This window comes from Pseudomonas sp. B6001, from assembly GCF_013386015.1.
Classification (GTDB): Bacteria; Pseudomonadota; Gammaproteobacteria; order Pseudomonadales; family Pseudomonadaceae; genus Aquipseudomonas.
Genome location: NZ_JACAOX010000016.1, coordinates 85,700 through 106,886, shown reverse-complemented (window position 1 = coordinate 106,886; position 21,187 = coordinate 85,700). Strand labels below are relative to the sequence as shown.

At 62.1% G+C, this 21,187-nt stretch carries 18 protein-coding genes; 9 read left to right on the top strand and 9 right to left on the bottom strand.

Features of this window, described 5'->3' with window-relative positions; genetic code table 11:
* Positions 1-30 precede the first annotated feature (30 nt).
* Both HX821_RS17130 and HX821_RS17125 read right to left on the bottom strand, forming a co-directional pair.
* Positions 31-2,667 (bottom strand): glucosidase, encoded by a 2,637-nt coding sequence (locus HX821_RS17130; protein ID WP_177036125.1) that lies wholly within the window; start codon positions 2,665-2,667, stop codon positions 31-33.
* On the bottom strand, positions 2,627-2,824 hold the full coding sequence (locus HX821_RS17125) for a hypothetical protein (protein WP_177022110.1): 198 nt from the start codon (positions 2,822-2,824) through the stop codon (positions 2,627-2,629). The genes HX821_RS17130 and HX821_RS17125 overlap by 41 nt, the downstream gene beginning before the upstream one ends.
* Positions 2,825-2,862: 38 nt before the next feature.
* Between HX821_RS17125 and HX821_RS17120 the strand changes: the two genes are divergently transcribed.
* The gene (locus HX821_RS17120; protein ID WP_177036124.1) at positions 2,863-4,221 is read left to right on the top strand and encodes a VOC family protein; all 1,359 of its coding nucleotides are present in this window, start codon (positions 2,863-2,865) and stop codon (positions 4,219-4,221) included.
* 125 nt (positions 4,222-4,346) lie between these two features.
* Here HX821_RS17120 and HX821_RS17115 read toward each other — a convergent pair whose 3' ends face one another.
* Positions 4,347-4,586, bottom strand: coding sequence for a DUF465 domain-containing protein (locus tag HX821_RS17115; RefSeq protein ID WP_003215657.1), 240 nt, complete (start codon positions 4,584-4,586; stop codon positions 4,347-4,349).
* A 189-nt stretch (positions 4,587-4,775) separates the two neighbouring features.
* Here HX821_RS17115 and tkt point away from each other — a divergent pair, with 189 nt between their 5' ends.
* A complete protein-coding gene (gene tkt, locus HX821_RS17110) occupies positions 4,776-6,836 on the top strand; it encodes a transketolase (RefSeq protein ID WP_177036123.1) in 2,061 nt (686 codons plus the stop codon).
* A gap of 61 nt (positions 6,837-6,897) precedes the next feature.
* On the opposite strand, the gene HX821_RS17105 is transcribed toward tkt, so the two are convergent.
* From HX821_RS17105 to HX821_RS17085, 5 genes are all read right to left on the bottom strand, one after another.
* A complete protein-coding gene (locus HX821_RS17105) occupies positions 6,898-7,659 on the bottom strand; it encodes an SDR family oxidoreductase (RefSeq protein WP_102368785.1) in 762 nt (253 codons plus the stop codon).
* Positions 7,660-7,702: 43 nt separating this feature from the next.
* A complete protein-coding gene (locus HX821_RS17100; RefSeq protein ID WP_177036122.1) occupies positions 7,703-8,530 on the bottom strand; it encodes a DMT family transporter in 828 nt (275 codons plus the stop codon).
* Positions 8,531-8,605: 75 nt separating this feature from the next.
* A complete protein-coding gene (gcvA, locus tag HX821_RS17095; protein WP_087693730.1) occupies positions 8,606-9,511 on the bottom strand; it encodes a transcriptional regulator GcvA in 906 nt (301 codons plus the stop codon).
* A 70-nt stretch (positions 9,512-9,581) separates the two neighbouring features.
* A complete protein-coding gene (locus HX821_RS17090) occupies positions 9,582-11,639 on the bottom strand; it encodes a methyl-accepting chemotaxis protein (protein WP_177036121.1) in 2,058 nt (685 codons plus the stop codon).
* 684 nt (positions 11,640-12,323) lie between these two features.
* Positions 12,324-12,731: a VOC family protein gene (locus HX821_RS17085; RefSeq protein WP_003215625.1), complete on the bottom strand. Its 408-nt coding sequence runs from the start codon at positions 12,729-12,731 to the stop codon at positions 12,324-12,326.
* Positions 12,732-12,946: 215 nt separating this feature from the next.
* Between HX821_RS17085 and HX821_RS17080 the strand changes: the two genes are divergently transcribed.
* The 7 genes from HX821_RS17080 to msrA all read left to right on the top strand — a co-directional run bounded on the left by HX821_RS17080 (position 12,947) and on the right by msrA (position 19,687).
* Complete coding sequence (locus HX821_RS17080; protein ID WP_177036120.1) at positions 12,947-13,912, top strand: amino acid ABC transporter permease; 966 nt, start codon at positions 12,947-12,949, stop codon at positions 13,910-13,912.
* Positions 13,913-13,927: 15 nt separating this feature from the next.
* A complete protein-coding gene (locus tag HX821_RS17075; protein WP_177036119.1) occupies positions 13,928-14,692 on the top strand; it encodes an amino acid ABC transporter ATP-binding protein in 765 nt (254 codons plus the stop codon).
* Positions 14,693-14,766: 74 nt separating this feature from the next.
* Positions 14,767-15,606, top strand: a complete 840-nt coding sequence (locus tag HX821_RS17070; RefSeq protein ID WP_177036118.1) for a transporter substrate-binding domain-containing protein — start codon at positions 14,767-14,769, stop codon at positions 15,604-15,606.
* An 83-nt stretch (positions 15,607-15,689) separates the two neighbouring features.
* Entirely contained in the window at positions 15,690-16,997 is a 1,308-nt protein-coding gene (locus tag HX821_RS17065; RefSeq protein ID WP_177036117.1) for an FAD-binding oxidoreductase, read from the top strand.
* Between the two features lie 27 nt (positions 16,998-17,024).
* Positions 17,025-17,495, top strand: coding sequence for an Lrp/AsnC family transcriptional regulator (locus HX821_RS17060; RefSeq protein ID WP_003215617.1), 471 nt, complete (start codon positions 17,025-17,027; stop codon positions 17,493-17,495).
* 201 nt (positions 17,496-17,696) lie between these two features.
* On the top strand, positions 17,697-19,184 hold the full coding sequence (locus HX821_RS17055) for an MFS transporter (RefSeq protein ID WP_003215615.1): 1,488 nt from the start codon (positions 17,697-17,699) through the stop codon (positions 19,182-19,184).
* Positions 19,181-19,687 (top strand): peptide-methionine (S)-S-oxide reductase MsrA, encoded by a 507-nt coding sequence (gene msrA / locus HX821_RS17050; protein ID WP_003215613.1) that lies wholly within the window; start codon positions 19,181-19,183, stop codon positions 19,685-19,687. The genes HX821_RS17055 and msrA overlap by 4 nt, the downstream gene beginning before the upstream one ends.
* A gap of 139 nt (positions 19,688-19,826) precedes the next feature.
* Here the strand turns inward: msrA and HX821_RS17045 are convergent, their stop codons facing one another.
* Complete coding sequence (locus HX821_RS17045; RefSeq protein WP_003215611.1) at positions 19,827-21,170, bottom strand: cytochrome c; 1,344 nt, start codon at positions 21,168-21,170, stop codon at positions 19,827-19,829.
* Positions 21,171-21,187 lie beyond the last annotated feature (17 nt).

Genomic DNA, 21,187 nt, shown 5'->3' with positions numbered 1-21,187 from the left:
GCCCGCTCCCACATTTTGATTGTGCTTTTTTCAGGTTTTTGGCTGCAACAACAGCGCCACCAACGCACTCCACCCTGTCTGATGCGAAGCCCCCAACCCCCGCCCGGTCTCGCCATGAAAATACTCATGGAACAACACCAGGTCGCGGCTCGCCGGGTCCGCCTCCAACTGTGCATACCCCACCATCGACGGCCTTGAACCGTTCTCATCCCTCAGAAACAGGCTCGTCAACCGCTGGCTCAGCCCCTGCGCAACCTCCTCCAGCGACGCCAGATACCCACTCCCCGCCGGATACTCCACCGAGAAATTATCCGCGTAGTAGCGGTGAAACTCCCGCAGCGACTCAATCAGCATGTAGTTGACCGGCATCCACAACGGCCCGCGCCAGTTGGAGTTACCGCCGTACAGCCGCGAATCGGACTCCGCCGGCTCATAGCGGGCACACAGGGTATTGCCATTCATCTTCAGCGCCAGCGGTTCCTCGGCGAACGCTTTCGAGAGTGAACGAACCCCAAAGGTGGAGAGAAACTCCGACTCATCCAGCATCCGCCGCAGCAAATCCTTGGTCCGCTCCCCCCGCAACAGCGCCAGCAGCAGGCGATTACCCTGCCCCGGCTCGTTCCAGCGCGACACCAGCTTGGCCAGGTCCGGCCGGTGTTTCATAAAACCCAGCAATCGCTCGCGCAACCCCTCCAGCCCTTCATGCTCGCGCTGCTCCAGCACCAGCACCGCAAACAGCGGCATCAGGCCGACGATGGAGCGCAGGCGCACCGGTTCGCTTTCACCGCCAGGCCGATGCAGCACGTCATAGAAAAACTGGTCCTGCTCATCCCACAAGCCTTCATCGCCATTGTCGACGCGGTTGATCGCCCCGGCGATGTACAGGAAGTGCTCGAAGAATTTCACCGCAATATCCACATACACCACGTTACGCTTGGCCAGCTCCAGGCCGATGCGCATCAGGTCCAGGGCATAGGCGGCCACCCAGGCAGTGCCGTCCGCCTGGTCCAACTGATAACCCGGCGGCAAATCAGCCGAGCGATCAAACAGCGCAATGTTGTCCAGCCCGAGAAACCCACCCTGGAACAGGTTGCGGCCCTCGGCGTCCTTACGGTTAACCCACCAGGAAAAATTCAGCAGCAGCTTGTGGAAGATCCGCTCCAGGAAATCCATGTCGCCCACGCCATTCAGCGCCTTGTCCTGCTGATACACCCGCCAACTGGCCCAGGCATGCACCGGCGGGTTGGCGTCGTCAAAACGCCACTCGTAGGCCGGCAACTGACCGTTGGGGTGCATGAAGCGGTCTTTCACCAACAGCAACAGTTGCTGCTTGGCATAACCGGGGTCGATCAGGGCAACGGCCACCGCCTGGAACCCCTGGTCCCAGGAGGCATACCACGGATATTCCCAGGTGTCGGGCATCGAGAGAATGTCGAAATTCGACAAGTGCCGCCAATGGGTATTGCGGATATGCAAACGCTCGGGCGGCGGCGCGGGCTGGGCCGGGTCGCCGTCGAGCCATTGATTCACGTCGAAGTAGTACAGCTGCTTGGACCACAGCAACCCGGCCAGGGCCTGGCGCTGCACATTGCGTGCGTCTTCATCGGCGATGCCCTGTTGCAGCGCCGCGTAAAAGTCATCGGTCTCCTGGCGGCGCTCTTCGAATAGCTTGCGCGCATTGATCCACGGCGCCTCCACCGGGGCGAAGCGCAGGTACAGGGTTTTGCTTTCCTGGCCCGCCAGTTCGAGGATGAAACGCGCGGCCACCTTGGTCCCCGAATCCCGGCGAATCGCCGATTCCAGGTCCGTAGTCACATAGTCGTTGATCCCGTCCTTGAACGGCCCCGGCGCCGGTTGCCCGTCCAGCCTGGGGTAGTTGGTTTCGTTCTCGCAGAACAGCCATTCCACTCCGTCCTGGCCCCAGGCACTGAGGTGGCGATCGAACAGCTCATGGTGCCGCGCCACCACCTGTTCGCCCTCCAGGCGCAATTCAGGCTTGGGGGCATCGTGGGTCCAACTCCAGTCGTTGCGCGCCCACAGGTGCGGCATCACCTGCAAGCGTGTCGGCTGGTCCGATCGGTTGTGCACGGTGATGCGCATGAACACGTCATCGGGCTGGTGCTTGGCGTATTCCACCGTGACGTCGCAGTAGCGGTTGTCTTCGAAAACCCCGGTATCGAGGATTTCGTATTCGGCATCCCCCAGGCCACGCCGGGCGTTTTCGGCGATCAGGTCGTCATAGGGAAAAGCCGCGTGGGGGTATTTGTAGAGCATGCGCATGTAGGCATGGCTCGGCACGCCATCGACGAAAAAGTACAGTTCCTTGACGTCTTCGCCGTGGTTGCCCTCGGCGTTGTTCAGGCCGAACAGACGCTCCTTGATGATCGCGTCGTGCTCGTTCCACAGCGCCAGGCCCAGGCACCAGCGCTGGGCCTTGTCGCTGAAGCCCGCCAGGCCATCCTCGCCCCAGCGGTAGGCGCGGCTGCGGGCATGTTCGTGGGGGAAGTAGCGCCAGGCATCGCCGTCGGCGCTGTAGTCTTCGCGCACCGTGCCCCATTGCCGCTCGCTCAGATAGGGGCCCCAGTCACGCCAGCGCTCGCCGTCAGGCTTGGCCAGGCGCTGGCCTTCAATCGTTTCCAGAATGTTCGTCGCAGGCTGTGCCGTCATCGAGTCTTCCGTCGCGTTCAGAGGTGACGGCCAGTGTAGAGCCCTTCGACGGTGAGATGCACGTGAAGCTGACGTCATCCAGCTCATTCATTTGCAGAATGAAGTCCAGAGGAATCTTCGTTTGCAAGGCGCCGGCAGGCCCAACAAAATCAGGCATCCGTGCTTTTCCTCTCTATAGCCGCCAGGAATTTTTCTATGCCCACCGTCAGCCCTGACGAGATTCGCAAAGGCTTCTCCAAAGCCATGTCCGATATGTACCGCGATGAAGTGCCGCTGTACGGAGCGTTGATGGAACTGGTGGCCGAGACCAATGCCCACGTGCTCGACACCGACGCGGGGCTGGCTCATCAACTGCAACGCACCGGGGAAATCCAGCGCCTGGACAGGGAGCGCCACGGCGCCATCCGCCTGGGCACCGCTGAAGAACTGGCGACCATCAGCCGCCTGTTTGCGGTGATGGGCATGCAGCCGGTGGGCTATTACGACCTCACGCCGGCCGGGGTACCGGTGCACTCCACCGCCTTTCGCGCCGTGCATGAAAGCGCCCTGCAAACCAGCCCCTTCCGGGTGTTCACTTCGCTGCTGCGCCTGGAACTGATCGAAAACCCGGAACTGCGGGCCTTCGCTCAGTCAGCCCTGGTCAAGCGTTCGATCTTCACCCCACGCGCCCTTGAGCTGATCCAACAAGCCGAAGCCGACGGCGGCCTCGATGCCGCCCATGCCGAAGAGTTTATCCAGCAAGCCCTGGAAACCTTCCGCTGGCACCACACCGCCACCGTCACGGCCGCGCAATACCAGCAACTGAGCGACCAGCACCGGCTGATCGCCGACGTGGTCGCCTTCAAGGGCCCGCACATCAACCACCTGACACCGCGCACCCTGGACATCGACCAGGTGCAGGCCGCAATGCCCGGCAAAGGCATCACCCCCAAGGCGGTGATCGAAGGCCCGCCCCGCCGCCAGTGCCCGATACTGCTGCGCCAGACCAGCTTCAAGGCCCTGGATGAAGCCATTGCCTTTACCGATGCCAAGGGCAGCCACAGCGCGCGCTTTGGTGAAATCGAACAACGCGGCGTGGCGCTGACCCCCAAGGGCCGCGCGCTGTACGACCAATTGCTGAATGCCGCACGGGACGAATTGGGCGCGTTTCCGAATGAGGCCAATGCCGGGCGCTACACCGAATTGATGGAGCAGCACTTCCAGGCGTTTCCCGATAATTACCAGCAGATGCGTGAGCAGGAGCTGGCGTACTTCCGCTACTTCGTAACCGAGAAAGGCTTGGCCGCCCAGGACAAGTTTAAAACCCTGGACGAACTGATCGCCGCCGGCCACGTGGACGTGGAGCCGTTGGTGTACGAAGATTTTCTGCCGGTGAGTGCGGCGGGGATTTTCCAGTCGAACCTGGGGGATGCGGCGCAGAGTCACTACGCGGCCAACTCCAACCAGGCCGAGTTTGAAAAGGCCTTGGGTCGCCAGACTATCGACGAGTTGAAGTTGTACGGTGAAACCCAGCAGCGCTCGATTGACGAATGCAAGCGCGCGCTGCTGGCTTGAAAGAGAGAGTTCGCCCGGCCACAGCGCATTCCATGCGCCGTCTAAGAGCCCCAGTGCCGGGCGAACGGTTGGCATGATAGGCAGCGGCGGTGCTGCTGTCTTTCGGGCAATTCTGAACAAATCTTCTACTTGGCCGTCGCTTTCTCCAGTTGCTCGACGATCTTGTCTTTGATCAACAGGCGTTTCTTCTTCAGCTTCTCCAGCTCCTCGTCACCGCCGCTTGAGGACTCAAGCTCCAGCACCTCCTTGTCGGCGCTGTCGTATTGGTGGAGCAGCGAATCCAATCGGTTATCGCTCGCCCTGCGTTCATGAATAGCTTCCTTGCTCAAACCCAGGTCCTGATACAGGTCGTGTTTCACTGGCATGGAGTACCTCCGCAAGTTGATCATTGACTGAATACCCCTTGAAGCTAGCCCATCCGGCGGGCTCTTGTCATGTTTGAGATCAACCTGTCGCGTTTGCGTCCCCGTTCGTCGCGGGGCAGACGATTTCATAAAACCTTTGGCGCACGCTGCCCTCCACTGTAGATCGTCACCCGATGGAGAACAGGTTCCATGAATCACGCTGCCAACGCTGTCGACACCCAGTGCATCAACACCATTCGTACCCTCGCCATGGACGCTGTGCAAAAGGCCAACTCCGGCCACCCCGGCACGCCCATGGGCCTGGCGCCCGTCGGTTACACCTTGTGGAGCCGCTTCCTGCGTTATCACCCCGAGCACCCCGACTGGCCCAACCGTGACCGTTTCGTATTGTCGGTGGGCCATGCCTCGATGCTGTTGTATTCGCTGCTGCACCTGGCCGGTGTGGTGGAGATTGATGCCCACGGCAAGCGCTCCGGCCAACCGGCCATCAGCCTGGACGACATCAAGCAGTTCCGGCAGATGAGCTCCAAAACCCCCGGCCACCCCGAATACCGCATGACCACCGGTGTGGAAACCACCACCGGCCCCCTCGGCCAGGGGTGCGCCAACAGCGTCGGCATGGCCATGGCCGAGCGTTGGCTGGCCAAGCGTTTCAACCGTGACGACCAGGTGCTGTTCGACTACAACGTCTACACCCTGTGCGGCGACGGCGACATGATGGAAGGCATCAGCAGCGAAGCCGCGTCCATCGCCGGGCACTTGAAGCTGGAGAACCTGTGCTGGATCTACGACAACAACACCATCAGCATCGAAGGCCACACTGAACTGGCCTTCAGCGAAGACGTGATCAAGCGTTTCCAGGCTTATGGCTGGCACACCTTGCACGTCACCGATGCGAACAACCTGCTGGCCCTGAGCGACGCGCTGAGCACGTTCCAGAAAAACACTGGGGCACCGACGCTGATCGTGGTCGACAGCGTGATCGGCTATGGCTCGCCCCACAAGCACAACACCGCGTCGGCCCATGGCGAGCCTTTGGGCGAAGAAGAAATCCGCCTGACCAAAGCCGCGTACGGCTGGCCCGAAGACTCAAGCTTCCTGGTGCCGGATGAAGCGCGCACGGTCCTGCGGGATGCGCTGCTCAAGCGCAGCAAGCCGCTGTATGAGCAATGGACTGAGACCCTGTCCCACCTCGAACAGTACGAACCGGAACTGGCCGATGAACTGCGCCGCATGCGTGCCGGTGAGATGCCCGAGCATTGGCAGGAGCAACTGCCGAGCTTTGCCACTGATGCCAAAGGCGTCGCCAGCCGTGCCGCCGGTGGCGAGGTGTTGAATGCGTTTGCCAAGCAGATCCCATGGCTGCTGGGGGGCTCGGCCGACTTGTCGCCGTCCACCAAGACCAACCTGACGTTCGACGACGCCGGGCGCTTCAGCGCCGAGAACTACGGCGGGCGCAACCTGCACTTCGGCATTCGTGAACATGCCATGGGCGCGATTGCCAACGGCATGGCGCTGTCATACCTGCGGCCCTACACCTCGACCTTCCTGGTGTTCAGCGACTACATGAAACCGCCGATTCGTCTCGCGGCGATCATGGAACTGCCGGTGGTGTTCGTGTTTACCCATGACTCGATTGGTGTCGGCGAAGACGGCCCCACTCACCAGCCCATCGAACACCTGACCCAACTGCGGGCGACGCCGGGCTTGCTGACCCTGCGCCCGGGCGACGCGAATGAAACCCTGGAAGCCTGGAAGATCGCCCTGGCCCAGACCCATCGGCCAACCTGCGTGGTGCTGTCGCGGCAGAACCTGCCGACCCTGGACCGCACGAAATACGCAGCGGCGACGGGTACATCCCGTGGTGCTTATGTGCTGGCCGGCGCCGATAAGCCCCAGGTGATCCTGATGGCCACCGGCAGTGAAGTCAGCCTGGCCGTGGAAGCCTATGAGCAACTGAAGACTGAAGGCGTGGCGGCGCAAGTGGTGTCGATGCCCAGCTGGGAACTGTTCGAAGAACAGGACCAGGCCTATCGCGACAGCGTGCTACCACCCGCAGTGAAGGCACGCCTGGTGGTGGAACAGGCCGGCCCGTTGGGTTGGGACCGCTACGTGGGGCAAACCGGGGCCAAGGTGGTGATGAACAGCTTTGGTGCCTCGGCACCGCTGTCCAAGTTGCAGGCCAAGTTCGGCTTTACCCTGGAGAATGTGGTGAAGCTGGCGAAGGAGCAAGTCAGGCTCAACAGCTGAGCCAGTGCATGCATGCCGGGCGTGGCCTACCGAGGGAAAACTCGGTGCCACGCCCTGCTGCTCATTTCCCGCCGGTGACATCCAGGAACGTACCGGTGATGAAGGACGCCTCGGCGCCTGCCAGCCACAGGATCGCCCGAGCCACTTCTTCAGGCTGGCCGCCGCGGCCCATGGGAATCGAATCCTTTACGCGATCAACCCGCCCTGGCTCCCCGCCACTGGCGTGAATGTCGGTGTAGATATGCCCGGGGCGGATGCAGTTGACGCGTATTCCCTCCCTGGCCACTTCCTTGGCAAACCCGATGGTGAAGGTCTCGAGAGCACCCTTTGATGCGGCGTAGTCGACATATTCGTTGGGGCTGCCCAGCCGGGCGGATGCCGACGAGATATTGATCACGGCACCACCCCGCCCCTGGTGACGAAACGACATGCGCTTCACCGCTTGCTGGGCACACAGCATCGGCCCGATCGCGTTGACCGCGAAAATCCGCTGCATCCGCTCGAACGGTAAGTCTTCGACCCGGGACTGCAATGCGTTGATCCCGGCGTTGTTAACCAGCACATCGATGCGCCCGAACGCCCGATCTATCGCCGCAAATAACTGGACGACCTGCTCCGGGTCTGCGCTGTCCGCGCGTACAGCCAACGCCCGGCGCCCTGCCGCTTCTACATCCGCAACCACCGCGAGGGCGGCAGACTCATCGGAAACGAAGCTGATCGCCACGTCATAACCTTGTGCGGCGGCCAGCCGCGCGGTGGCGGCGCCAACGCCACGACTTCCACCTGTTATCAGAATCAGCGGTGCCTGCGGGACGGTATCCATTGCGCGAACCTTCATGTGGTGGTGGAAAATGCTTTGCCTGCTGTCAGCCGATCAGGATGGTGCCCGTGGCAATCACCACGCACGCCAGCACCTTGCGGACCGTCAGTGTCTCGCCCAGGAAGAAATAGCCGATCAGTGCCGCAAACAGCACGCTGGTCTCGCGCAAGGCCGAGACCGCGCCCATGGGCGCACCGGCCATGGCATAGATAATGATTCCGTAGGCCAGGAGCGACACCAGCCCACCGGCGAAGGCCGTGAAAAACCCGGGCCGCAGGCTGAACGGACTTTTCGGGCCCCGCAGGCCGATATACACCGCCGGCATCAACACGCCCCACAAGGCGCACATCCATACCGTATAGGCCATCGGCGCACCCGACAGGCGCGCGCCGATGCCGTCTGTCACGCTGTAGGCGGCAATGAAACAGCCGGTGCCCAGGGCGTATGGCAGGCTGGGAACGGCGAGCCGGCGCCCCCTGAACGCTAGGGAAATGATGCCGCCCGACACCAGGGCAATGCCCAGAAGCGAGCTGGCCGAGACACTCTCCCCGGCAAACACGGCGGCACCCAGGGTGATCAGCACCGGCGAGGAGCCCCGTGAAATCGGATAGGTCTGCCCCAGGTCTCCGACTTTGTAGCTACGCACCAGGAACAGGTTGTAGCCCACGTGCAGCACCGCTGACAGCACCACATAAAACCAGCTGGCTGGCGCCGGAGGGTCCAGGAACACCGCAACGCCGCCACTGGCGATAGCGACCGCCAGGCACATCACCGTCATCGACCAGAGTCGGTCGGCGCCGCCACGCAGCAGCGCATTCCAACTGGCGTGCAGTAAGGCAGCGAAGAGGACCAGGAGAATAATGGGATAAGGCATGCGCCCATCCTAAGCAAACCGGCGCCTTAACTGAAGCGAAGTCTGCTCATTGAAGAATGAGCAAATCCTCATGCTTTATTCGTAAGCCAGTCCGGCGTTTACGGCTTCCTGCATCAGCCAATCACGAAAGCTGACGATATGCGGCTGGGACTCGATGCCTTTGGGGCAGACAAAGTAATAAGCGACCGGTGACGGGAACGGCACATCGAACAGCCTCACCAGACTGCCATCGCTCAGCTCTGACTCCACATGCCCACTGCGCGCCAATGCAATGCCCTGGCCGAGCAAGGCCGCCTCGATCGTCATGTTGGTATCCGCAAACCTGACACTTTCCTTGAGCGGCGCAATCGCGAGCCCGACGTGCTGGAACCATACTTCCCACTTCGGCACCAGGTCGGCGCCGTCGCGCATCAGCAAGGGATAGCGCAGCAATTCGGCGGGTGTGTGTGGCCGGCCAAAGCGTTTCAACAGATCGGGACTGGCCACCGGAAAAATCTGCTCGCGGAACAGGAACTCCGAGTACAGCGCCGGGTAATTCCCGTTGCCCAGGCGGATCGCAACATCAGCCTCCGCGCTTGAAAAGTTGATGATCTTGTCGCTGGAGTCGAGGGTGACCAATATTTCAGGGTGCCGTTGGGCCAGGCTTGGCAGTCGGGGCAGCAGCCATTTCAGCGCGAAGGAATAGGTGGTACTGACCTTGAGCCGGACCCTGCCCTTTTGCTCGCGCAGGTCCGCGAGTGTCGCCTCAAGGTTCATGAAAAACTCGCGCACGATCGGCGCAAGGGCTGCTCCGGCAGGCGTCAGGCTGAGTGACTTGCCCCGCTGGAACAACTGCAATCCCCAGAGTTCTTCAAGGTGCTTGAGCTGATGGCTGACGGCACTCTGGGTGACATGCAACTCTTCTGAAGCCGAGGTGAAGGTTGCGTGGCGTGTGGCAACCTCAAAGGCGCGCAATGTCGAGGTGGGTGGCAGGTCTCTCATGGCATTGCTTCACCGTTTATGAATAGATGCTCATGATAGAACATCTATCCATTGCGCTGTAGGCCGCCCCTCAACCCAGCTGGAACCGCGCCGTGTTGTCGCTCAACGCCCGGCTGCCCTTGCTCAACCTATCCGCCGCCTGGTTCACCGCCCGCGCGCCGTCGAGCAAGCGCCCGGCGGCCTGGTCAACCTGCTGGATATTGCCGCTCACTTCATCCGCCGTCGCTGCCTGTTCCTCAACCGCCGTGGCGATCTGCGCCAGGGTGTCAGTGACGCTCTGCACCGCGCTGGCGATCTCCCCCAGGCGATGGCCCAGGCCCGTGACGGACTCGGCATCGGTCACCGCCTGCTCACAGGCCACGCCCATCAGGGTGACCGCCTGGCTCACCGTCGCGCGCAAACTGTCGACCGTGCCGGCGATCTGCGCCGTGGAGGCCTGGGTCCGTTGCGACAGGCTGCGCACTTCATCGGCTACCACCGCAAATCCCCGCCCCTGTTCACCGGCCCGCGCAGCCTCGATGGCAGCGTTCAGCGCCAGCAGGTTGGTCTGCTCGGCGATACCCCGAATGGTGTCAACCACCGACTGGATCTGCTGGCCCTGCTGGCTGACGCGCTCCAATGCATCGGAGGTGTCGGTCAAGCGCTGGTTGAGTTGCTGGATACTCGCGGTGGTGCGCTGGCTGTCACGGCTGCTGTCTTCGGCAATCTGCCGGGTTTTCTGCGCGCTGCCGGAGGCCTGCTCGCAGCTCTTGGCGACGCCCATGGAGGTCGCGGCCAACTGTGTGGCGGCCGCTGCAATCTGGCTGATCTGCTGTTGCTGGTCTTCCACTTCGGTCAGCGTGCTGCCCGATTGCGAATTGAGTGTCAGCACCGCAGAGCCCAACTGCTGCGTCTCGTGATTGACCCCCAGCAGGCTGGTGCGCAACTGCACCACCGCCACGTTGAGCGCCGTGCTGATGGCCGCCAGTTCATCGCGCCCTTCCACCGCCACTTCAACGCACAGATTACCGTCGCGCAGGGATTCGGCCAGGGTGGTGATGCCGCTGGCACTGCGGCGAATCGATGCCTGCAAGCACACGAACAGGTACAGGGCTGCCAGCGCCAGCACGCTGAACGTCACCGCCACCGGAATGAATTGCTTGAGCGAGCTGTCGCGGTAGTAACCCAGGCGCGCGTCCAGCGAGGTCAGCGACTGTTTACGCAACGCGCCGAGGGCGCCAAGCATGCCATCCACACTGCGTTCGAAGCCGGTGGTATCGAGCTTGATGGTGCCGCCGAACACGCCTTCGTCCAGGGTCTTCAGTTCGTTGTCCAGCAGTTGCAAGCTGTCGTCGTATTGCGCGATCCAGGTTTGCAGCCCCGGGTATTGCTTGGCCTTGAGGGATGCGGCGGCCTTGACCAACTGGTCCCTTGCATCGCCGATGCGACCGCGCAAATCACGCATCTGCAAACGGCTTTGCAGGGTGAACTGCCCCGATGCGATGGATGACTGCCCGACGCTCGCCATACGCCCGATACGCTCGATCAGGTCGGGGGTTTGCTGGGTGGAAATCTGCATCAGCAAATAGGTTTCAAGCCACGGATCGAGGATCAACCCGGTGTCCATGGTGATCTGTTCGCGCAGGGTTTGCATCGCGCTCAGCGCAGACGTGAAGCGGTCATAACCATCCGGCCACCAGCCCACGGTGCGCAGGGATTGGGAATCCATGCCCGTGACCGAGGCTTGCAATGCCTCAAAACGTGCAAGGGTATCCGGGCGGGCGCTCTGGGCTTTGAGGGCCTCGCCCAGGGCCTGCACGCTTTGCAGGATCAGCGGGAAATTGGTATCGACCGCAGTCATGGCCGCCTTGGCCGCGGGTGTCTGGTCGTGGAGGATGTCGGCGGCTTTCCAGCGCGCCGCCAGGTTGCGCTGGGCGGTCAGTTGGGCGTCCAGGGCATCCAGCGCCAGCAGTTCGCGCACCCCGGATTGCTCATTGGAAATCACCGTCAGCTTGGTGCGGTACTCCTGCGCGATCATCCACAGGCTGCCCGCCAGGGGCAGCATGAACAGGAAAAAAAGGATCTGGAACTTGCGCGCGAATCCAAAACGTCCGAGCAGGCGGATACCTGGCGACAACACACTTTGCATGTCCGACTACTCCTAGAACCACTCGCCTCAACAGCGAATCAAGCTTTGAAATGATTGACGGCAAAATGCCATGTCATTGATTAAGCTGGCTCTAGCAAGAAACGGACCGCTGTTGTCGGGCCCGCTGGATAGGCGGGACGTCGTGCAAAACACGCTGTACCGTGCGCGAAAATGGGGCGAAAGCACTCAGCGCAGGTGGCAGAACGGTAACCGTCTGACCAATACCGCAAGCGTAAGGGCAGCCGACAACCTGTGGCGAGGGAGCTTGCTCCCGCTGGGCTGCGAAGCGGCCCCAAAGCAGGCACTGGTGTTCCGTCAGGTCGATATCGATTGCAGGGTTCAGGGCTGCTTTGCAGCCCAGCGGGAGCAAGCTCCCTCGCCACAGGGTGAGTGCTTGCTGAATCAGGAGTGCCAATGGACGGCGCGCGCGGAATTTCGGCGGAGAGCGGGATTTACTTTCTGGGTTTGCCGAACCTGGTGAACCTTTTGCTGTGGGGAAATTGATGCAGCTCGGACTCACATGGCAGACGTTGGCGACGGGTCCTCACAAAACGTGTTGAGAGGGTGCTTCGGGTCGACGCTCTTCGGAATGTACGTTCCAGAAAGGCATCGGAAACAAACTGCTGCGTAGCGTCCTGGCCTATGCGAAATCCCAGCCTCAGCTTTTACTCGTTCAACTCACCCTCACCGAGGGTAATTTGCTTGTGGATCATGGCAGCACACGCACAGCTTGTTGCCATCAGTATCTCGAAAATACGCGCCGTAATAATCGGGGTGGTAGTGAGGCCTTAATCCAGGCTCTCCTTCACATATCCCGCCGAGCGCCAACGCCGCTGTATAACTTCTTCTAACCGCTTCCCGACTGGGCGCAAGTAGCCCCACCATCTGCCCATTCCCGGGTGCACTCGGGTTGCCATCAAATGGCGCCCCAATGACGAAGATCGGACGAGGTGCGGTTTCAGCCACCCAACCGGCCCACGGTTTATCCGCATCGCAAAATTTCAACCTGAGGCCCAACTCAGCCATCACCTTCGAATAGAAAGCAAAAGCCCGATCAAAATCACCTGTACCTAAAAACACATGGGAAATCATGGTGGCTACCCTGGGGCAATGAATGCCCATGAGTCTGGCGCGAAATGATTGCTGGCGAAAGCTTGATGACTCCGCCCGGCATATGTACGGCTCCCATCCCCTCATACGCCAATAAAAACCGCAAATCCCAACATTGCGCAGGGTGCCGCCCGGCATTTCGTCAACCCATAATGGGCTTACAACAATAAAGGGGCTCACCCCGGGGCGTGTAAGCCATGTACAGAGACCATATCGTCAAGACCCGCATGACGGACAGCGCGGTATTCATGGGCGCGGTGGCCGTGGTGATTTTCATCATCACGCTCGCCTGCGGCGTCGGTGAAGGCCGCCTCTCCCACTTGATGGGCCCCATCGTTCTCGACCTGAAGGCACCACTGGCGCGTGACATTGCAGTGGGCGGCACGCTCACCCTGACGGTGGTGCTGAACCTGTTCATCCTTGGCCGCTTTCCCTTGCGCGCGCAGATCATCACGGTCTGGTGCGAGTTGCTGGTGCTGTTCCTGTTGTTCTTCGACACCTTCAACCTTTCCTACAGTTTCATCGCGACCAAAATCGGCTTCATGATCACCCAGGGGGTGTTCACCACCGTCTACGTGTCGGCGATTTCGATTGCGATTGCGTTCGTCCTGGCGCTGCTGGGCGCCACCGCGCGCTTGTCTTCCAACGGCTTCGCGATTGCGATTGCGAGCTTCTACACCTCGTTTTTCCGCGGCGTTCCGCTGCTGATCCAGATCTATCTGATTTACCTGGGCATCCCTCAACTGGGGTATGTCGTCGGGGCGGTTCCAGCCGGGATCCTGGCGCTCTCGCTGTGTTATGGCGCCTACATGACGGAGATCTTCCGCGCCGGTATCAGCAGCATCTCGCGGGGCCAGTGGGAAGCCTCGCGGGCGATTGGCCTGAACCCGTTCCAGACGATGACCCGAGTGATTCTCCCGCAGTCCATGCGCCTGATCATTCCGCCGACGGGCAACCAGTTCATCTCGATGCTCAAGGACAGTTCGCTGGTGTCGGTGATCGGCGTCTGGGAGCTGATGTTCCTGGCACGAACCCAGGGACGCGCCGAGTTCCGGCACCTGGAAATGCTGATCACCGCCGCCGTGCTGTATTGGCTGCTGTCGATCGTGCTGGAAACCGTCCAGGCCCGCCTGGAAAAGCACTTCAACCGCGCCCATCGCTGAACCAGGAGCATGACGATGAATCAGCCCTCAATAGTCCCTGCTCCATACCCTGCAATATCGATCCAGGACATGCATAAATGGTATGGCGATTTTTATGTGCTCAAGGGCATCGACCTGCACATTGCCAGCGGTGAAATCGTGGTGGTCTGCGGGCCGTCGGGCTCCGGCAAGTCCACGTTGATTCGCTGCCTGAACCTGCTGGAAGACTTCCAGAAAGGCCACGTGTTCATCGAGGGCACCGAGTTGACCCGTGATGCCGTCTGCGTGGCGGGCATAAGGCGCCAGGTCGGCATGGTGTTCCAGCAGTTCAACCTGTTCCCGCACATGACGGTGCTGGAGAACCTCATGGTGGGACCGCGCCTGGTGAGCAAGCTCAGCGAGCCCCAGGCCCGCGAACTGGCCTATGAATACCTGGACCGGGTGCGCATCGGGAACCAGGCCGACAAATACCCCAGCCAGCTCTCGGGCGGCCAGCAGCAGCGCGTCGCCATTGCCCGGGCCTTGTGCATGCGCCCGCGCATCATGCTGTTCGACGAGCCCACGTCGGCCCTTGACCCCGAGATGGTCAAGGAAGTGCTGGACGTGATGGGCGAACTGGCCCAGGACGGCATCACCATGGTCTGCGTCACCCACGAGATGGGATTCGCCCGGCGGGTGGCCGACCGGATCATCTTCATGGACCAGGGCTGCATCATCGAGCAAGCCAAACCCACCGAGTTTTTTGACAACCCGCAGCACGAGCGTGCCCGGGAATTCCTGTCGCAGATTCTCAGCCACTGAGCAGCACCGTCGAACCTTGCGAAGTCACCGATAAAAACAACAGGCACCGCACTCAAGATACTGGAGGCTTACCCATGATCTCGTTCACTCGCTTCTTCACCGCAGCCGCTGTCGCCACCGCCCTCACCAGCCTCACAGGCGCGGCCTGGGCGGGCTCGACCCTCGACCGCATCCATGAAACCAAGGTGATCAAGGTGGCCACGTCGGCCAACTGGCCACCGCAATCGTTCCTGGGCCCGGACAATAAGCTGCAAGGCTTCGATATCGACGTCGCCAGCGAAATCGGCAAACGCCTGGGCAGCAAAGTCGACTTCGTGACGCCCGAATACGGGATCATCACCGCCGGGCGCTGGTCGAGCCGCTGGGACCTGTCGGTCGGCTCCATGACCCCGACCACCGAGCGCACCCGGGTGCTCGACTTCCCCGCGATCTACTACTACACGCCGTATGTATTCGCGGTGCACAAGGACGCGGCCGAGACCAAAGTGGCGGACCTGAACGGCAAGATCATCGGCGTCGAAGCCGGTACGACTTCGGAGGACTATATCAACCGCCGCCTGAAGATCGACGCCGCCGATGTGCCGCCGTTCACTTACGAAGTCACCCCCGGCGAGGTTCGCACGTACGGCGACAGCATGGGCCCGCTGGATGACCTGCGCATGGGAGACGGGGTGCGCCTGAACGCAACCCTGTCCGCCCTGCCCACCATCGTCGCCGCCGTCAAGAATGGCTACCCCATCGTCAGGGTGCAAGGCAAACCCGCCTACTACGAACCCCTGGCCATCGCCGTGGACAAGGGCGATGAGGCGTTCAACAGCGCGCTGACCAAGATCGTCGCCGACATGAAAGCCGACGGCACGCTCAAGCAATTGTCAGAGAAATGGTACGGCGCCGACCTCACCCAGGTGCAGTAAAAACCCTCACAGGCCGTACAGGCGCCCCGTCCCCGACGCGGCGCGCTGTACGCCTGCGCCGCGAAAAAAGGACGGCCGACTTCATGTTCACCTATAACAACAATTACTACACCGCCACGATGCGCGACACGACTGAACGCCAGGCGCTGTGTGGCAACGCCCGGGCCGATGTGTGCGTGATCGGCGCCGGGCTGGCGGGGCTGAGCACGGCGTGGGAGCTGGTGTCCCGCGGGCAGTCGGTGGTGCTGCTGGATGCCGGTCGCGTGGCCTGGGGAGCGTCGGGGCGCAACGGTGGCTTCGTGCTCCAGGGCTGGTCCGAAGGGTTGGCCGCCATCGAGCGACGCTGCGGCAAACCGACGGCCGCCGCGCTGTTCAAACTGTCGCTTGAAGGCGTCGAGATTGTTCGGGGCATGATCGCCCATCATCAGTTGCCCGGCTGCACGCCAACCCCGGGAAAACTGAGTGTGGTGCGCTACGAAGATGGCGACAACCTGCAGCGCGTGCGGGACAAAATGGCCGCGGATTTCGACTTTCACCTCGACTACCTGGATCGCCAGGCGGTGCGCGAAAAGCTCAAGACCGAGCGGTATTTCCAGGCGCTGCGCGACAACCATGGCTTTCACTTCCACCCCTTGAACTATTGCCTCGGCCTGGCCCGACTGATCGAGCAAAGTGGTGGCAAAATCCATGAACGCTCGCCCATGACCGCCGTCGAAAGCCGCAACGGGCGACACCGGGTCATCACCGATCAGGGCACTGTCGATTGTGCCCACGTGGTGTACTGCTGCGGCGGCTATGGGGGGCCTGAGTTCGGCAAATTACGCCGCGCCTTCCTGCCCATCGCGACCTATGCAGTGCTGACCGAGCACCTGGGCGATCGCCTGGCCGAGGCGGTCTGTACCTCCGATGCCGTGGGCGATAACCGCCGGGCCTCGGACTATTACCGCATCGTCGAGGGCGACCGCCTGCTCTGGGGCGGCCGCATTACCACGCGCAACCTGCAGGATGAGAAACGCCTGGGGCAATTGCTGACGCAGGATATCCTCGACGTTTATCCGCAATTGCGCGGCATCAGGATCGACAAGGCCTGGTCCGGGTTGATGGGTTATGCGCGGCACAAGATGCCGCACATTGGCCCGCTGGGGCAGGGATTGTGGGCGTGTACATCATTTGGTGGCCATGGTATGAACACCGCGCCGATCGGCGCACGCGTCATCGCCGAGGCGATCTGCGGCGAAACCGATCGCTACCGCCTGTTCGATGCCTACGGCCTGGAATGGAATGGCGGCCCCCTGGGCCCGGCGGCCGCACAAACGGTTTACGCCGGCCTGAAAATGATGGATATGTTTCAGGAAAAGCGCTCGCAACACAGGGCGACTCATAAAAACTGAACCCCAGCGAGGGTCAAGGACGTGTCCATGGATACGCAGAATCCCGGTCCATTGTTTAACCTCACCGACAAGGACAGGCAATTGCTTGGCCTGCTGCAAGCCAACGCACGCGAACCCACCGCGTCATTGGCCCGCAAGCTCGGGGTCTCGCGCTCTGCGGTGCAGGAGCGGATTACCCGCCTGGAAAAGGCCGGCGTCATCACCGGCTACAGCGTGCGCATCGACCAGGACCGGCTTCAGCAGACGGTGACCTGCTTTACCATGACCTCCTGCACCAACAAGAGCTACACCGATGTGATGACCTCGCTGCGCAGGATGGAAGCGGTGCAGGCCGTTTACGCGGTCTCGGGAGAGTCCGATTTCATCATTCACCTGGCCACCGCCACCCTGAGCGAACTCAATGCCGAGCTCATCAGGATCAACATGATCAAAGGGGTGGCGCACACCGCTTCGCATATCGTGATGGAAACCAAGTTCAGCCGGAAACTGATGGTGTGAAGTGCTGCCGGCCGTGGGAAACCGCGCGTCTCACGCTCCCCCCTCGACTGCCATAGCGACTCAGCCACCTGACAAGTCATTCCTTGCAAAATAATTCGCCTCAACGCAATATTAAAAGCAATTGCTTGGTTAATTACCTCAAGCCTGACGCTTAGCCCTTCGCCGGCTTCCATACCGCGAACGCATTACAAGGAATCGTTGATGCAAACCCAAGACAGCAGTTGGGGCGAGTTGCTTAGCGGCAAGAACGCTACGCGCTCCATTGCCCTTTCAGGCGGCATCGCGCTGTATGCCACCAACACCTATATCGCCACCACTATCCTGCCGTCGGTGGTGGCCGAAATCGGCGGCCTGGCGCTTTATGCGTGGAGCACCACACTCTACGTGGTGGCCTCGATCCTCGGTTCCGCCCTCACCTCCAAGCTGTTGCAACGCACCGGTCCACGGCTGGCGTATGCGCTGGCCACACTGGTGTTCATGGTAGGCGTGCTGATCTGTGCCCTGGCGCCGAACATGCCGGTGATGCTCGCGGGGCGCTCCATCCAGGGGTTGGGCGGCGGGGTCTTGCTGGCCCTGTGTTACTCGATGATCCAACTGGTGTTCGAAGAGCGCCTGTGGCCGCGCGCAATGGCACTGGTGTCGGGGATGTGGGGCGTGGCGACGCTCGTCGGGCCGGCGGTGGGTGGCGTGTTTGCCGAGATGGACGCGTGGCGCCTGGCCTTCGGCTCGATGGTGCCGGTGAGCCTGGCGTACATGGTACTCACCAGCCGCGCCCTGCCCCCACGCGACACCACGGCGACCGCCACCGCCCGTTTGCCGGTGCCACAACTGGTGCTGCTGGCGGGCGCGGTGCTGGCGGTGTGTGCCGGCAGCGTCTCGGCACTGCCGAGCTGGAACCTGTTGGGTATCGCCACCTGCGTCGTGCTGGTGGTGCTGTTGATCCGCAAGGAGTCCAGCGCCACCGTGCGTCTTTTGCCCCGGGATGCATTGAAGTTCAGCACCCCGCTCTGCGCGCTTTATGCGACCACCTGTCTGTTGGTGATCGGCATGAGCAGCGAGATCTTCATGCCGTACTTTCTGCAGCACTTGCATGGCCAGTCGCCGCTGATCGCCGGTTACATGGCCGCGCTGATGGCGGCCGGCTGGACGGTCTCGGAAATCATCAGCTCCGGCTGGACCGGCCGCGGTCCACATCGCGCCATCATCGCGGGGCCGCTGTTTATCGTGGCGGGCTTGATGATGCTGGCGATCACTACGCCCATCGCCAGCCAGGGCGAATGGACATTGCTGGCCCCTATCTGCCTGGGGCTGTTCCTGGTGGGGTTCGGCATCGGCCTGGGTTGGCCGCACCTGCTGACGCGCATCCTGCAAGTGGCTTCGGAACAGGACAAGGACACGGCCGCTTCGTCGATCACCACCCTGCAACTGTTCGCCATGGCCATGGGCGCGGCGCTGGCGGGGGTGATCTCGAACATGGCGGGCATCAATGAAGTGGCGGGCAATGGCGGCATCGCCCATGCCGCGCGCTGGCTGTTCGCGCTGTTTACCCTGGCACCCGTGTTGGCGCTGTTGATGGCGCTGCGGGCAACGCGGACGAAGCCGATCGAAGGCGCGCCCCTCGACCTTGGAATCGTCCAACCTGCCCCCATAACTAGCGAGGTATCCAACAAGGGGAAGCACAGACCATGACCAACCCGACCGAAACCGCCCTGCTCGCCGGCGGCTGCTTCTGGGGCATGCAAGACCTGCTGCGCCGCTACCCCGGCGTGCTGCACACGCGGGTCGGCTACACCGGCGGCGATGTGCCGAATGCCACGTATCGCAACCACGGCAACCATGCCGAAGCCATCGAGATCGTCTTCGACCCGACGGTGATCACTTACCGGCAGATCCTCGAGTTCTTTTTCCAGATCCACGACCCCAGCACGCCCAACCGCCAGGGCAACGACCTGGGCCCCAGCTACCGTTCGGCGATTTATTACCTGAGCGAACAGCAACGCGACATCGCTGAAGACACCGCAGCCGACGTCGACGCCTCAAAGCTGTGGCCGGGCCGTGTCGTCACCGAGATCGAACCGGCGGGGCCGTTCTGGGAGGCGGAGCCGGAGCATCAGGATTACCTGGAGCGGATTCCGAATGGCTATACCTGCCACTTCATCCGACCCAACTGGAAGCTGCCGAAACGCGGTTGAAAATGTGGGAGCGGGCTTGCTCGCGAAGGCGGTGTGTCAGTCAGCAAGTTCTTCACTGACCCACCGCTTTCGCGAGCAAGCCCGCTCCCACATAAAGCAGTTCCTACACAAAGCGCCCCCCTCACAAGGCGCATTTCCCTCAGCGCATTTGCAGAATGATCGGGCTGCTGCTCGCCGGGCCCGTGTGCTCACGCAACTTGCCCACCGCCTTGGCATCCACCGCCCCACCCTGATTGCCCCAGGTGCCGCGCACAAACGTCAGCACTTCAGCAATCTCCTGGTCCGACAACTGCTCACGGAACGCCGGCATGCGATAAGCGTCCGCCACATTGGCCGCCACTACGCGCTGCGAGCCATTGAGGGTGATGTTGATCGCCGAGGCGTCCTCCTTGGCCAGTGCGGAGGTGGCGCCCGCCAGCGGCGGCATCCAGTCCGGTTGCCCTTTGCCTTCCAGCCCGTGGCACGAGGCGCAGCGGGTCACATAGGTATGCGCACCCGGCGCATCCAGGCGTTGCGCAGCCGACACCGCCTGATACTGCCAGGCCGCACCATCGCGCTGCTCGTCGCCCGGCAACGACCGCAGATAGCGTGCAATCGCCGCCAGGTCATCGTCGCTCATGAACTGCGTGGAGTTGTTGAACGCCTCGGTCATCGAGCCATAAACCACCGCATGTTTGTTGCGACCGGTCTTGAGGAACTGCACCACTTCCGGCTCGCTCCAGCGCCCCAGGCCGGTGTTGGGATCGTCCCGCAGGCTCGGTGCGTACCAGCCGTCGAGCAAGCCACCGGCCAGGTACGGCTTGCCACTTTCATCCAGTGCCTTCTCGTTGAAGGCCAGGCCCCGTGGTGTGTGACAACTGCCGCAATGCCCCGGGCCCTGCACGATGTAGGCGCCCCGGTTCCACAGCTCATCCTTCCCGGCCTTCGCGACATACGGCTTGCTGTCGGTAAACACGCCATTCCACAGCGCGATCGGCCATCGCATATTCAATGGCCACGGGATCGAACTCTTGATATTGGCCTGCTGCACCGGCGCCACGCCCTTCATGAAGAACGCGTACAGGGCGCGCACATCATCGTCGCTGAGCTTGGCGTAGGACGGATACGGCATCGCCGGATACAGGCGGCGCCCACCCGGCGCGACACCCTGGCGCACCGCGCGGTCGAAGTCGGCGAGGCTGTAGCTGCCAATGCCGGTTTCCGGGTCTGGCGTGACGTTGGTGGCGTGGATCGCCCCCAGCGGCGTGGCCATTTCCAGGCCACCGGCAAAGGGCTTGCCGTTGGGCACGCTGTGGCACGCCACACAGTCGCTGAGCCGGGCGACATACTCGCCTCGGGCGACCAGCGCCGGGTCCGTGGCGACGGGCTCGGCCCCCAGCGGCGAGACAGGCTCGCGGGTGACATACCAGGCCAGCAGGCCTGCGGCGACCAGGCACGGCAGCGCCAGCCAGCCAACGGTTCTTGCGAATCGACGGTTGTTCATAAGTGCTCAGGCCCCGG

What these genes read in the sequence shown, in the direction of transcription:
- HX821_RS17070 (WP_177036118.1), top strand. Translation starts at nt 14,767, where the DNA reads ATGATCTCGTTCACTCGCTTCTTCACCGCAGCCGCTGTCGCCACCGCC.
- HX821_RS17090 (WP_177036121.1), bottom strand. Translation starts at nt 11,639, where the DNA reads ATGCAAAGTGTGTTGTCGCCAGGTATCCGCCTGCTCGGACGTTTTGGA.
- HX821_RS17055 (WP_003215615.1), top strand. Translation starts at nt 17,697, where the DNA reads ATGCAAACCCAAGACAGCAGTTGGGGCGAGTTGCTTAGCGGCAAGAAC.
- HX821_RS17060 (WP_003215617.1), top strand. Translation starts at nt 17,025, where the DNA reads ATGGATACGCAGAATCCCGGTCCATTGTTTAACCTCACCGACAAGGAC.
- HX821_RS17085 (WP_003215625.1), bottom strand. Translation starts at nt 12,731, where the DNA reads ATGATTTCCCATGTGTTTTTAGGTACAGGTGATTTTGATCGGGCTTTT.
- HX821_RS17130 (WP_177036125.1), bottom strand. Translation starts at nt 2,667, where the DNA reads ATGACGGCACAGCCTGCGACGAACATTCTGGAAACGATTGAAGGCCAG.
- HX821_RS17105 (WP_102368785.1), bottom strand. Translation starts at nt 7,659, where the DNA reads ATGGATACCGTCCCGCAGGCACCGCTGATTCTGATAACAGGTGGAAGT.
- msrA (WP_003215613.1), top strand. Translation starts at nt 19,181, where the DNA reads ATGACCAACCCGACCGAAACCGCCCTGCTCGCCGGCGGCTGCTTCTGG.
- tkt (WP_177036123.1), top strand. Translation starts at nt 4,776, where the DNA reads ATGAATCACGCTGCCAACGCTGTCGACACCCAGTGCATCAACACCATT.
- HX821_RS17065 (WP_177036117.1), top strand. Translation starts at nt 15,690, where the DNA reads ATGTTCACCTATAACAACAATTACTACACCGCCACGATGCGCGACACG.
- HX821_RS17115 (WP_003215657.1), bottom strand. Translation starts at nt 4,586, where the DNA reads ATGCCAGTGAAACACGACCTGTATCAGGACCTGGGTTTGAGCAAGGAA.
- HX821_RS17075 (WP_177036119.1), top strand. Translation starts at nt 13,928, where the DNA reads ATGAATCAGCCCTCAATAGTCCCTGCTCCATACCCTGCAATATCGATC.
- HX821_RS17045 (WP_003215611.1), bottom strand. Translation starts at nt 21,170, where the DNA reads ATGAACAACCGTCGATTCGCAAGAACCGTTGGCTGGCTGGCGCTGCCG.
- HX821_RS17080 (WP_177036120.1), top strand. Translation starts at nt 12,947, where the DNA reads ATGTACAGAGACCATATCGTCAAGACCCGCATGACGGACAGCGCGGTA.
- HX821_RS17125 (WP_177022110.1), bottom strand. Translation starts at nt 2,824, where the DNA reads ATGCCTGATTTTGTTGGGCCTGCCGGCGCCTTGCAAACGAAGATTCCT.
- gcvA (WP_087693730.1), bottom strand. Translation starts at nt 9,511, where the DNA reads ATGAGAGACCTGCCACCCACCTCGACATTGCGCGCCTTTGAGGTTGCC.
- HX821_RS17120 (WP_177036124.1), top strand. Translation starts at nt 2,863, where the DNA reads ATGCCCACCGTCAGCCCTGACGAGATTCGCAAAGGCTTCTCCAAAGCC.
- HX821_RS17100 (WP_177036122.1), bottom strand. Translation starts at nt 8,530, where the DNA reads ATGCCTTATCCCATTATTCTCCTGGTCCTCTTCGCTGCCTTACTGCAC.